We start from the raw sequence: 13,104 nt of genomic DNA, 5'->3' as shown, positions 1-13,104 counted from the left end.
GCGCATGTCAGTCAAGCATCCGATCATCGCGGTGACCGGCTCCAGCGGCGCCGGCACGACCACGGTCATGAAAAGCTTCACGCATATCTTCAGGCGCGAGCGCATCAATGCGCAGATCGTCGAAGGCGATGCGTTTCATCGCTACGATCGCCTCGGCATGCGCGAGGCGATGAAGCAAAGCGAGCGCGACGGCGTGCTCAATTTCAGCCACTTCGGGCCGGAAGCGAATCTGCTCCAGGAACTCGAACAGCTTTTTGCGAGCTACGCACAAAGCGGCACAGGCAAGTTGCGCCGTTATATCCACGACGATGCCGAAGCCCTGCAATTCAAGCAGGACGCGGGCACGTTCACGGCGTGGGACGACATCGCGCAGGGCACCGACCTGATGTTCTATGAAGGCCTGCACGGCGCGGCCGTCACCGAAAAGGTGGATATCGCGCGACATGCCGACCTGCTCGTCGGGGTGGTACCGATCATCAATCTCGAATGGATTCAAAAGCTGCATCGCGACCAGACGATGCGCGGTTACTCGCACGAGGCAGTCGTCGATACGATTCTGCGGCGCATGCCCGATTACGTGAACTATATCTGTCCGCAGTTTTCGCGCACGCATGTGAACTTCCAGCGCGTGCCGACCGTGGACACATCGAACCCGTTCACCGCCCGCGAGATTCCGCAGCCGGACGAGAGCTTCGTCGTGATCCGGTTCGCCAGGCCGAAGGGCATCGACTTCCCGTATCTCCTCACCATGCTGCACGACTCGTTCATGTCGCGGCCGAACGTGATCGTCGTGCCGGGCGGCAAGATGGGACTCGCGATGCAGCTCATCTTCACGCCGATGATTTTGCAATTGCGCGACCGCTGCGCCAGGGCATGAACCGATTTTCGACTCATGGAAAAGGAGGCATCCGATGAATGCCGTTGCTGAAACGATGGAGAGGCAAGAGACTCACGCGGATACGCGATCGATGGCGAATGCGCTGCGCATGCTCGCCATCGATGCGGTCCAGCAGGCGAACTCGGGACACCCCGGCATGCCGATGGGCATGGCGGAGATCGCGGTCGCGCTGTGGGGCCGGCATCTGAAGCACAATCCGCGCAATCCCGACTGGCCGGATCGCGACCGGTTCGTGTTGTCGAACGGACATGGGTCGATGCTGCTTTATGGCTTGCTGAATCTGACAGGCTACGACCTGCCGATCGATGAGCTCAGGCGCTTCCGCCAGTTGCACAGCAAGACGCCCGGACATCCCGAAGTCGGCGTGACGCCTGGCGTCGAGACAACGACCGGGCCGCTCGGCCAAGGTTTCGCGAACGCGGTCGGCATGGCGCTCGCCGAAGCGCTGCTCGCTCGCGAGTTCAATCGGCCGGGACATCAGGTCGTCGATCATCGGACGTATGCGTTCGTCGGCGATGGGTGCCTGATGGAAGGGATTTCGCACGAGGCCGCATCGCTTGCGGGGACGCTTGGTCTCGCGAAGCTGACCGTGCTCTACGACGATAACGGCATCTCGATCGATGGTCACGTCGCGCAATGGTTCGCCGACGATACGCCGGCGCGCTTCGCGGCGTACGGCTGGAACGTGCTGCGCGAGGTCGATGGTCACGATGTCGATGCCATCGATCGCGCGTTACATCAAGCACGCGTCTCGCCGAGGCCGACGCTCATCTGCTGCAAGACCGTGATCGGCAAGGGCGCGCCCTCGATGGCGGGCACGCACGACGTGCACGGCGCGCCGCTCGGTGCGAAAGAGGCCGAAGCCACCAGGGAAGCACTCGACTGGCCGCATGCGCCATTCGAGATTCCCGCATCGATCCGGCATCTTTGGGATGCACGCGACGAAGGCGCGGCAGCCGAAGCCGCCTGGACGCAACGCTTTGCCGCCTATCGCGAGGCTTATCCCGTAGAAGCTGCCGAGTTCGAACGGCGCGCACGCGGCGCATTGCCTGCTCGCTGGCGCGAAGCGGCGCTCGCACTGGTAGCCGGCGCGAACCGCGACGCGCAATCGATCGCGACGCGCAAGGCGTCGCAAATCGCGATCGAAGGACTTGCACGCGCGTTGCCGGAGTTGCTCGGCGGATCGGCGGACCTGACGGGCTCGAACCTCACGCGCTGGAAAGACGCGGTCACCGTGCAGCGTGACGAAGATAGTTTGCAAGGCAACTATATTCATTTCGGCGTGCGCGAGTTCGGCATGAGCGCGGTGCTGAACGGCATCGCGTTGCATCGTGGACATCTGCCGTTCGGCGGCACGTTCCTCACCTTCTCCGACTACTCGCGCAACGCATTGCGCATGGCCGCGCTGATGAAGACGCGCACGGTGTTCGTCTTCACTCACGATTCGATCGGCCTCGGCGAAGACGGTCCGACGCATCAGTCGGTCGAACATGCGGCAACGCTGCGCTTGATTCCGGGGCTCGACGTCTGGCGTCCGTGCGATACGGTCGAGACGGCGCAGGCATGGGTATCCGCCGTCGATCGGGATCGTCCTTCGTGCCTGTTGCTGAGCCGCCAGAACCTGCCGTTCGTCACACGCAGCGACCGGCAGATCGAGGCGATCGAACGCGGTGGCTACGTACTGCGCGACTGGCCGGATGCGTCGGGGCCGCATGACAGATGCGTCGTGCTGATCGCGACGGGTTCCGAAGTGATGCTCGCACTCGGCGCAATTGAAGCGTTGCGGGACGAAGGCATCCTGGCGCGCGTCGTATCGATGCCCTCGACCACGGTCTTCGACCGGCAGTCGCACGCATGGCGTGACAGGGTGCTTCCGCCCGGCGTGCCGCGCGTCGCGGTGGAAGCGGGCGTCACCGCGTTCTGGCGGCAATACGTGGGACTCGAAGGCGGTGTGGTCGGCATCGACAGCTTCGGCGAATCGGCACCGGCGTCCGCGCTGTTCGAGCATTTCAATCTGACCGTTGGCGCCGTCGTGGATGAAGCGCGGCGCGTCGTCTCGACATCGGGGAGCCTGTGATGGCGTTCATCGCATTGCGTCAACTGCTGGACCACGCGGCGGAACACGGCTACGGCGTGCCCGCGTTCAACGTCAACAACATGGAGCAGGTCCAGGCGATCATGGAGGCTGCCGAAGCCACGAAGAGCCCGGTGATCCTGCAGGCGTCGGCGGGCGCGCGCAAGTACGCGGGCGAGGCGTACCTGCGTCATCTCGTGCTGGCCGCGCTCGAAGCGCATCCTGATCTGCCCGTCGTGCTGCATCAGGATCACGGCGCGAGTCCGTCGGTCTGTCAGCAGGCGATTCGCTCGGGCTTCACGTCGGTGATGATGGATGGTTCGCTGATGCCCGATCAGAAGACCCCCGCCGCTTACGACTACAACGTCGAGGTGAGCCGGCGCGTGGTGGAGGCGGCGCATTCGGTGGGCGTGTCGGTGGAGGGTGAACTCGGCTGTCTCGGTTCGCTCGAGACGGGCGCGGCGGGCAAGGAGGATGGCGTGGGCGCCGAGGGCAAGCTCTCGCGCGACGAGTTGCTCACCGATCCCGAGCAGGCGCGCGCGTTCGTCGAGGCAACCGGCGTCGACGCGCTTGCCATCGCGATCGGCACGTCGCACGGGGCGTATAAGTTCAGCCGCCAGCCGACCGGCGACATCCTCGCGATCGATCGGATCGTCGCGATTCACGAGCGCATACCCAACACGCATCTCGTGATGCATGGCTCTTCGTCGGTGCCGCAGGAATGGCTCGCGACGATCCGCGAATTCGGCGGCGAGTTGCCGGAGACGTATGGCGTACCGGTCGAGGAGATTCGACGTGGCATCGCCAACGGCGTGCGCAAGGTGAACATCGACACCGACATTCGCCTCGCGATGACCGGTGCGATCCGGCGTGCGCTGGCGTCGGCACGCTCGGAGTTCGATCCAAGGCATGCGCTCAAGGCGGCGACGGCGGCGGCGCGAGCGTTGTGCGTGGAGCGCTTCGAGGCGTTCGGCTGCGCGGGACAGGCGGAGCGCATCAAGCCGATGCCGATGGAGGCGATGGCGCGGAGGTATCACTGAGCCGCCTGCCCGTCCGCCAGGTAAATGCAGGGCAAGCAAGTCCGCCGGAAGCGATCAGCTTTCGGCGGATTTTTTTGTGTCATCGCATCCGCGTGCGCGTGTGCGCAGCCGTGCCCCGCACGCATCCGCGGAAATCAAGAATTCGCCAATCCGAAACGAAGTCATCGGCGCATAGGAATTCTCCTGTTTTAGTCTGATTTCAAGATATGTCTTATGTGTCTGCCTAATTGAATCAGATTAAATCGGACATCTTCGATTAAGCCGGCATCAGAACTGTCTGCCCTCCAGACAATTTCGACATTCCGCCTGTTCGAAGCATTTTCCAATCCGACGAATTCCGCTTCCGGTTTCGAGGCCCGTCATCAAGACGTCTGCCCGATTGTTGCCGCGTTAGCCACTCGTCAACGCCGAGAGCATGCACCATGAACAAGACATACAAGACTGTTTGGAACCAGGCCACCCGCACGTGGGCGGTCGCTTCTGAGCTGGCGAAGAGCAAGACGAAATCGGCAGGCGGAAAGGCCGCATCGACGGTCGCGTCGGCGACGATGCTTGTCGCGAGCATGACCGGTGTCGCGACGATGGCGACGCCGCTCAGGGTGTCGGCGGCAGAGCAGGCGGTGTTCAATGACGGCACGAGCAATGCGTGTACGGCGATCAACGGCGACGGCACGACGTCCGCGGTGACGGGAACGGCCGCGTGCGCGACGACAATCGGCTCGGGCACAGCGAGTGCGGCGGGACTGGGAAGCGGGTTGAACTTCGCGTCCAACGCAAACGGGGCGTTTATCAACGGCGGCCTCGAAGTGTTCGGCACGGGCGTGGCGGCGGGCAGCCCCGCTGCGTATATCCATGGTCAACTGAGCCTTTTCAGCGGACCGGGAACGACGGGCGCCGCGAACAAGATCGTTGGTGTCGCGGCGGGCACGGCTGCCACGGATGCGGTGAACGTTCAGCAATTGACCAATGCGACGCGGTATTTCAAGGCTGGCGGCGCGAACAATGGGACCGATGACGCGACCACCTTCGGATCAGGAATTGCCGTTGGTAGCGCAGCAAACTCATTGAGCAATTACGGCGTAGCCCTCGGAGTCAAGTCGACAGCCTCAGGCAACAGCACGATCGCCATCGGAAGGAATGCACTTTCGACGCAGGATTCCAGTTTGGCGCTCGGCGTCAATGTAGCATCGACCGGCGCTGCCGCCGTGGCGATAGGCGGTGCTACGGATAGCGCGGTGAATGCCGCGCAGGCGTCGGGTTGGGGAAGCGTCGCGCTCGGGTATAAGGCATCGGCGGCAGGCAATTCCGCGGTCGCGCTCGGGCAAGCCAGCGCAACCGCCGATAACACGGTTGCGCTGGGTGCTGGCTCCGTGGCGGATCGCACGAATACTGTGTCGGTCGGCAAGGCGGGCGGCGAGCGGCAGGTAGTCAACGTCGCGAAGGGCACGCAGAATACCGACGCGGTCAACGTGCAGCAATTGAAGGACGCGGGCCTCACCACCGACACGAGCGGCGTCGCGACCAACAGCTTCGTCGCCTATGACGACACGACCAAGGGCAAGATAACGCTCGGCGGCACGTCGGGCACGACGATCACCAACCTGAAGGCGGGCTCGATCACCGCAGGCAGCATGGATGCGGTGACGGGTGGCCAGTTGAACACGACTAACACGAACGTGGCGTCGAACACGACGGCGATCGCAAGTGCTCAGTCGCAGTTGAACGCACTCGACGCGGCGGCCGTGAAATACGACAGTGCGTCGAAAGACACGATCACGCTGGCAGGCAGCGGCGGCACGATCATCTCGAACGTGAAAGCGGGCGCAGCCGACACTGACGCAGCCAATGTCGGACAGTTGAAGGCGGCTGGCCTGGTGGATGGGAGCGGCAATATGCTATCGGGTGTGACCTACGACACGAGCGCGAAGGACACGATCACGTTGGCAGGCACGTCCGGCACGACGCTCACGAACCTGAAAGCAGGTTCGCTCGCAGCGGGCAGCACCGATGCCGTGACAGGCGACCAGTTGAACACGACAAACACGAACGTGACGTCGAACACGACGGCGATCGCGGGCCTGGACACGCGTGTAACGACGAATACGACCGACATCGCAAGTGCGCAGTCGCAGTTGAACGCGCTCGACGCCGCAGCTTTGAAGTACGACAGCGCATCGAAGGACACGATCACCTTGGCGGGCACGAACGGCACGACGATCACCAACCTGAAAGCAGGTTCGCTCGCAGCGGGCAGCACCGATGCAGTAACCGGCGACCAGTTGAACACGACGAACACAAACGTATCGTCGAACACGACGGCAATCGCAGGCCTCGACACGCGCGTGACGCAGAACGCTACCGACATCGGCAGCCTGAACACGAGCGTCAAGGCCAACACGACGAACCTGGTGAGCGCACAAGCGCAGTTGAACGTCCTCGACGGTGCGGCAGTGAAGTACGACAACACGTCGAAAGACACGATCGCGCTGGCGGGCACGAACGGCACGACGATCACGAACGTGAAGGCAGGCGTAGCAGATACCGACGCGGCGAACGTGGGTCAGTTGAAAGCAGCGGGTGTAGTGGATGCGAGCGGCAACGCGGCGGCAGTCGTCGCTTATGACTCGGCGGCGAAAGACACGATCACGCTGGCGGGCACGAACGGCACGACGATCACCAACCTGAAGGCGGGTTCGCTCGCAGCGGGCAGCACGGATGCAGTAACCGGCGACCAGTTGAACACGACGAATACAAACTTATCGTCGAACACGACGGCAATCGCAGGCCTCGACACGCGCGTGACGCAGAACGCTACTAACATCGGCAGCCTGAACACAAGCGTCACGGCCAACGCGACGAACCTGGCGAGCGCACAAGCGCAGTTGAACGTCCTCGACGGCACAGCGGTGAAGTACAACACCGCGTCAAAGGACACACTCACTCTGGCCGGCGCAACCGGCACGACGATCTCGAACGTAAAGGCGGGCGTCGCCGATACGGACGCGGTCAACGTGAGCCAGTTGAAGGCGACGGGCCTCGTGGACGCGAGCGGCAATGCGGTGTCGGGTGTCACGTACGACGCAAGTGCAAACAAATCGGCGGTGACCTTCGCTGGCGTCGGCGGCACGCAGCTCAAGAACGTGGCGGCGGCCACCGACGACACCGACGCGGTGAATCTGGCGCAGTTGAAGTCGTCCGGTCTCGTCGATTCGCATGGCAACGCGCTCGACGCGCTCACCTACGACACCGGATCGAACAAGGGCGCTATCACGCTGAAGGGCACGGACGGCACGCTCATCACGAACGTCAAGGCGGGTAGCTTGACCGCCGACAGCTCCGACGCCGTCAATGGTGCGCAGTTGTTCGCACTCTCTGGCAACACGAGCGACGGCTACATTGAAGAGAACGGCAGCGGCGTGAAGTATGCGCGGAGCAACGATGCCGGCCTCGCCTCCGACGATGCCCACGCTCAGGGCGTCGGATCGACGGCCGTCGGCTACGCAGCCACTGCTTCCGCGAACGACGCTCTGGCACTCGGCCGCAACGCGCAGGCAAGCTTCGCGAACAGCGTGGCACTTGGCGCAGGCTCGGCAACGACGGTCGGCGCACAGGCAAACTACGCGGCCTTCGGTCTCGCGATGCCCCAGTCGTCGGCGGGCGAAGTGAACGTTGGCAATCGCCAGATCACCGGCGTGGCCGCCGGCTCCGCAGATCAGGACGCGGTCAACGTCGCGCAACTGAAGAGCGTCGATGCGAAGGTCGACGGCGTCAGCGCCGCGGTCGCTCAGGCCGACAAGAACGCGCTCAAGTACGACGACGCTTCGCAGGCCAGGGTCACGCTGGGCGGAGCGGGTCAGGCGCACGCGCCGGTGACGATCGCTAACGTTGCCAACGGCACGGTTTCGGCCGACAGCACGGAAGCCGTCAACGGATCGCAACTGTTCGATCTGCAAAACGCAGTGGTGAACAGCGCCGCGAACGCCGCGCAGGTCGCGAGCATCGTCGCGGTGGGCGGCACCGCGGCCGGCGATGTCGCGCAGGCATCGGGTACGCATGCAGTGGCAGTGGGTGCGAACACGTCCGCTTCGGGCAGCAACAGCGCCGCACTCGGTGCGAACGCGACGGCCATCGCGAACAACAGCACGGCCATCGGTACCGGCGCAACGGCGAGTCATGACAACGCGGTCGCAATCGGTGCGAATTCGACGACGGATCGCGAGAATTCGGTGTCGGTCGGTTCGGTGGGTGGCGAGCGACAGATCACCAACGTCGCGGCCGGAACGCAAGCGAACGATGCGGTCAATCTCTCGCAGATGCAGGGCGCGGTCGCGGGCGGTGTCGCGGCGGCAAACGCCCATGCGGATGCCCGTTTCAATCAGGCGAAGCGTGACGCCTACGCCGGCACGGCGGCGGCGATGGCTATCGCTGGCTTGCCGCAGGCGACGCTGCCGGGCCGGGGCATGATGGCGGTCGCGGGCAGTACGTATCACGGAGAGTCCGCCGTCGCGATGGGTGTTTCGGCGATCTCGGAAAGCGGCCGTTTCGCGGTCAAAGTGACCGGTTCGACCAACGGCCACGGCGACTACGGCGTGACCGCAGGCGCCGGCGTCCATTGGTAATCGCAGCATGATGCGTCTTTGGATCTAGACGCTGACGGGTGCCGCGCAGGGATGTTTTGACGGCACCGCTTGATCGCCCCTTGCAGACGTAAGTTTGCAAGGGGCTTTTTGCATCTGCCGTGACGGACGTCCACCGTTTGGGGGTCCGAGTAGCCTGTTGCGAGCCGGGATACATCCAGCTCACCCCTTCTTCTTCGTCGCCCCCGGCGCGTGCCACGCCATCAAATCCTCTTCGATGCGATCCACTTCGCAGCCCCAGTCGAGCGGCTGATCCTGATCGAAGCGCTTGCCCAACTGCCACGCGATTTCCGCGCGAGCCAGTTGCACGCCCATGTAAAACGCGTGCCCGCCATCGCTTTCGACCTTGAGCGCCGGATATAAAGCGAATGGATCGCCGGCCGTCTGATGGCCGTCGCGGTTATAAACGTGAATGCCATCCGCCGCCACCTGCACGCGAAAGTTCGGATCGCGCACGGCTTGGGCAAACTCGTCGATTTCCGCCGCGTTATAGGGAAACGGCCGCTTCGCATGCAGCGCCGACAGGTCGCCCGAAATCCCCTTCGGCAATACTTGCGCCTCACGCGCCGCGTGCATCACGCGTCGCGCGACGTCCGCTTCGCGAACGGCGCGTCGCGCATGCAGGCTGACCGATGTCGTCAGGACGGCGGCCACGCGCAATTCCGCCGCCATCCCGAGCAGCACGGCATTGATGCCGCTCGTATCGGCTTCGGTCAGTTCGGTCACATTGCCGATGCCCATCATGATCGCGACATCGGGATAACGCTCACGCAACGCCACATAACGCGCGATCGACGCCGCGAGCCCGAACGGAATCGGATCGAGGATCGGGTCGGCGAGAAATGAACGGCCGCGCTCCCTCAACACATCGATTGCCAAATCGAGCGAAGCCATATCGCCCGGCTCGCGTGCGACAAGTATCGGCGTCGATGCCACTTCGTCGAGCACCCACAGCGTATCGACGTTCAGGCTCATCAGATAATCCGCGCCCGCGCGGCCGCCGCGCACGAGTTCGTCGGTGAGCATCGAATCGACGCTCACGCGATAGCCCTGTTGCTTCAGCAATCGCACCGCATCCTCGAGATGCGGAAACGGCGTCTCCGGCAGGCAGCCGATGTCGATCACATCCGCGCCTTGCTTCGCATAGTCACGCGCGCGCGCCGCGATGCCATCGAGATCGAGCCGCGGTGCATCGACGATCTCCGCGAAAATCTCGGTCTCGTAGCGCGACAGATCGAACTGCCGCGCTTCGCGTCCGAAGAATTGCGGCAAGTCCTTGACTTCCTCGGGTCCGCGTTCGACGCGCAAGCCAAAGTGCTCGCTCAATGCATCGAGATCGCCGCGACAGCGACCGGGCACGATGATGCGGCTCGCTTCGACAGGAGGCGAAACGCGGCGCCGGATCATCTCGGCCGTCATCAGCCCGGCGACCTGCAAGCCGATCTCGCGCACTTCCCACGTGAAGGGCGCGGGGTTCATGCCTTCGAGCACCTGATGAAGACTCTTCTCGGCCAGCCTGCCGGTCAGGAAGACGATGTGTTCCATGCGAGCCCGAGTTTGGACAGCCGTTGGTCGAGCGCCGCCTTCAGATCGTCGAGCGAACGCGCGACCGTCGTGTGCTCGATGCGCGCGAGCCGCTCGACGTTCTCGAATTCGATCGCGCGCGGCCGCACTTCGACCCACTCGTGCGGACTCTGCGTGATGACGCTCGGTGCCGTGTCGCATGCGAAAACAATGCCTGGCACGCATTGCTTGCCTGCTTGCGCGAAGAGGTTGGTCGGCAGGGTATCGGAGATGCCGAGCGCGCATTTGGCGACGGTGTTGCTCGTCGCGGGCGCGATCACGACCGTGTGATAGTCGCCCTGATACAGCATGCCGACGGGCACGCTGCTCGCGCTGTTGTCGCGGAACACGCGAAAGTGCTCGCGCAGCTTGGGCACGGGCCAGCCGTAGAGCGGCAGCACTTCCTCGCCCGCCGACGACAGGAACAGGTCGACGCCGGGCAAAAGCAGCGCGAGATCGATGGATTCCTCGATCATGTGACCGGAGCCGGTCACGCACCACGCGAATCGAGCGTCGGGCTTGAACTCGTCAAGCCGGCGGGCGGGCGTGTGCTCGGTCATGCGTCGTGGGTCGACGAAGGTCCGTCGTGCGACAGCCGGATATGCAGTCTGTGCATCTTGCGGTACAGCGTGTTGCGGCTGATGCCGAGCACCTTCGCCACGTTGCTGACGTTCCAGCGATGTTCGTCGAGCAGCGACAGCACGGTCTCGCGCTCGCGCACCTGGATCGCGTTGAGCGCGGAGGTGTCGGCGTCGTCGGTCAGATGCGGCTCCGGTGCCGCCGATGCCGTTGCCGGCGCCGGCGCTGCGCTCGGCGAGGCGAGGCGCGCGGTTGCCGGCGTGCCGCCGCCGTTCACGACTTCCGCCGGCAGGTGCGAGCATTTGATCTCGGGACCGTCGCAGAGGGCGATCGCCATCTGCAGGACGTGACGCAACTGCCGGATATTGCCCGGCCACGCGTAGCTCAACAACGCGTGCCGCGCTTCCGCGCTGAGCGGCGGCGGGTCTTCAGCTTCGCTTTCGAGGATGTGATTGATGAGCGCGAGCGCATCGGCGCGTTCGCGCAGCGGCGGCAGGTTGATCTCGATGCCGTTCAGCCGGTAATACAGGTCCTCGCGAAACGCGCCGGTCTGCACGAGTTCGCTGAGATTCCGGTGGCTCGCACTGATCAACTGGAAGTCGACCTTCACCGTGGTTTCCGCGCCGAGCGGCGTGACCTCGTGTTCCTCGATCACGCGCAACAGGCGCGCTTGCAGCGCCATCGGCATGTCGCCGATTTCGTCGAGAAAGAGCGTGCCGCCATTCGACTGCACGATCTTGCCGCGCCGTCCTTCGCGCTGGGCGCCAGTGAACGCGCCCGCGCGATAACCAAACAGTTCGCTTTCGATCAGGTTCTCCGGCAGCGACGCGCAATTCACCGCGACGAACGTGCCGTCGCAATTCGGGCTGATGCTGTGCAGCGCGTTGGCGAACACTTCCTTGCCGGTGCCGGTCTGGCCTCTCAGGATGATCGGAATCTTGCGCTGGATCACGCGCGCCGCAAGCTGAATCTGCGACGCCATGCGCGGATCACCGAATTCGAGATGCGAGAGCTTGTCGAGATGACCGGTCGGCTCGCGAGCGTCCTTCTTCGATGCCTTGGCGCGTGCCGCACCCGATACCTCGCGGGAAACCGGATCGTTGAGCAGGATGCGCGTCACGCCGGTGCGGGCGTCGCGCGGGGTCTGCGCGGTCAGGAAGAATCGGCTGTTGGCCTTCGCGCTGTACACGGTCACCGGATGGAACGACCCGCGGATGCTGCGCGCGATCATGTCTTCGAGCGATGCGTTGAACGCTTCCTCGATGCGCTTGCCGCACAACTCCGTAGGCGACCGGAAGTCGAGCTGGAACAGCGCGCTGCGGCTCGCGGCGAGCACGACGCCGTCGTCGCTGACCGCAAGCTTGCCCGCGTGCAGCGTGCCGACGAATTCCGGCCGGCTATGAAAGTGGATCATGTTCGCGTGACGATAGCGCGCATCGATCAAGCGGTTCTCGATCATCTGCCGCGACATGCCGACGAGCACGAGCGAATGCTGCTGCAGGAGCTTCGAGCGGCTCGTCACGTCGAGCACGCCGACGATCGTGCCGCGATCGTCGAAAATCGGCGCCGCCGAGCAGGTCAGCGAGGTGTAGCGCGGATAGAAGTGCTCGTGCTGGCACACGGCGATGCAGTCGCGCTCGATCAGGCATGTGCCCATGCCGTTCGTACCGGCTTCGCGTTCGCTCCAGAGCGCGCCGACGCGCAGTCCGTCCGCGGCGACCGCTTCGCCGAACGGCACCGACGACACCTGATGCACGATCACGCCGTCCGCGTCGACGAGCACGACCGCGAGTTCCGGGTCCGCAAGCTGCTGATAGAGCGTGGTCATCTCGAGCTTCGAGCACGCGATCAGGTCGCCAGCGGCCTCGCGGCGGTCGGCGAGTTCCTGCTGGGTCAGGACGGGCGGCATCACGAAGCGCGCGGGATCGAGCCTGAACTCGTTCAGGCAGCGAATCCACGACTGGGCAACCGAGTCGTTCGCGGCGCGCGCCGCGAGCGGGTTGTTGACGATATTCAGGACTTCTCGGACATGAGTATTTATGTCAGCGAGCGACGACATGGGGGCTTGTCTCCCTGGCGTCTGATTCGCGGCCGCGGAGTTGCGGGCCGCGCGTCAGCGCCGAGTCTGTTGTGATTGCCCTTGCGCTGCGTTGCCTTTTCACGCATGCGCACCACGCGGTGCGGGCTCTCTTGTCGTCAGCAAAGCCGCAAACCGCGGAACTACGGCAAAACTCTACCTCTGATGACGCCCGTGTTCAATAAGTAGTCGCAGACAGAATGGTCGCCGCGCCCGATTTTTGCTTGACCCAAGGA

7 protein-coding genes are annotated in these 13,104 nt (G+C 64.0%); 4 read left to right on the top strand and 3 right to left on the bottom strand.

The annotated features are described in order from the left end of the window. The first annotated feature begins 4 nt into the window (after window positions 1-4). From AWB68_RS21080 to AWB68_RS21065, 4 genes are all read left to right on the top strand, one after another. Window positions 5-877, top strand: a complete 873-nt coding sequence (locus AWB68_RS21080) for a phosphoribulokinase (RefSeq protein ID WP_087646286.1) — start codon at window positions 5-7, stop codon at window positions 875-877. A 34-nt stretch (window positions 878-911) separates the two neighbouring features. Beyond that, the gene (tkt, locus tag AWB68_RS21075) at window positions 912-2,975 is read left to right on the top strand and encodes a transketolase (RefSeq protein ID WP_087646285.1); all 2,064 of its coding nucleotides are present in this window, start codon (window positions 912-914) and stop codon (window positions 2,973-2,975) included. Further along, complete coding sequence (gene fba / locus AWB68_RS21070; RefSeq protein ID WP_087646284.1) at window positions 2,975-4,012, top strand: class II fructose-bisphosphate aldolase; 1,038 nt, start codon at window positions 2,975-2,977, stop codon at window positions 4,010-4,012. Before tkt ends, fba begins: the two co-directional genes overlap by 1 nt. A gap of 422 nt (window positions 4,013-4,434) precedes the next feature. Next, window positions 4,435-8,631, top strand: coding sequence for a YadA-like family protein (locus AWB68_RS21065; RefSeq protein WP_087646283.1), 4,197 nt, complete (start codon window positions 4,435-4,437; stop codon window positions 8,629-8,631). 180 nt (window positions 8,632-8,811) lie between these two features. Here the strand turns inward: AWB68_RS21065 and AWB68_RS21060 are convergent, their stop codons facing one another. The 3 genes from AWB68_RS21060 to AWB68_RS21050 are packed head-to-tail and all read right to left on the bottom strand — an operon-like array spanning window position 8,812 to window position 12,850. Beyond that, entirely contained in the window at window positions 8,812-10,194 is a 1,383-nt protein-coding gene (locus tag AWB68_RS21060; protein WP_087646282.1) for a DUF6513 domain-containing protein, read from the bottom strand. Then, window positions 10,173-10,772, bottom strand: a complete 600-nt coding sequence (locus AWB68_RS21055) for a flavoprotein (RefSeq protein WP_087646281.1) — start codon at window positions 10,770-10,772, stop codon at window positions 10,173-10,175. The genes AWB68_RS21060 and AWB68_RS21055 overlap by 22 nt, the downstream gene beginning before the upstream one ends. Further along, window positions 10,769-12,850 (bottom strand): sigma-54-dependent Fis family transcriptional regulator, encoded by a 2,082-nt coding sequence (locus AWB68_RS21050; protein WP_087646280.1) that lies wholly within the window; start codon window positions 12,848-12,850, stop codon window positions 10,769-10,771. The genes AWB68_RS21055 and AWB68_RS21050 overlap by 4 nt, the downstream gene beginning before the upstream one ends. Window positions 12,851-13,104: the final 254 nt, after the last annotated feature.

Source organism: Caballeronia choica (assembly GCF_001544535.1).
In the GTDB taxonomy this organism is placed as follows: Bacteria; Pseudomonadota; Gammaproteobacteria; order Burkholderiales; family Burkholderiaceae; genus Caballeronia; species Caballeronia choica.
Note: the sequence above shows the minus strand (reverse complement) of the source record. Positions and strands in the feature narration are given on the sequence as shown.

Bases quoted from the DNA above. Each gene is read 5' to 3' on its own strand.
- AWB68_RS21080 (WP_087646286.1), top strand. From the start codon at position 5: ATGTCAGTCAAGCATCCGATCATCGCGGTGACCGGCTCCAGCGGCGCC.
- tkt (WP_087646285.1), top strand. From the start codon at position 912: ATGAATGCCGTTGCTGAAACGATGGAGAGGCAAGAGACTCACGCGGAT.
- fba (WP_087646284.1), top strand. From the start codon at position 2,975: ATGGCGTTCATCGCATTGCGTCAACTGCTGGACCACGCGGCGGAACAC.
- AWB68_RS21065 (WP_087646283.1), top strand. From the start codon at position 4,435: ATGAACAAGACATACAAGACTGTTTGGAACCAGGCCACCCGCACGTGG.
- AWB68_RS21060 (WP_087646282.1), bottom strand. From the start codon at position 10,194: ATGGAACACATCGTCTTCCTGACCGGCAGGCTGGCCGAGAAGAGTCTT.
- AWB68_RS21055 (WP_087646281.1), bottom strand. From the start codon at position 10,772: ATGACCGAGCACACGCCCGCCCGCCGGCTTGACGAGTTCAAGCCCGAC.
- AWB68_RS21050 (WP_087646280.1), bottom strand. From the start codon at position 12,850: ATGTCGTCGCTCGCTGACATAAATACTCATGTCCGAGAAGTCCTGAAT.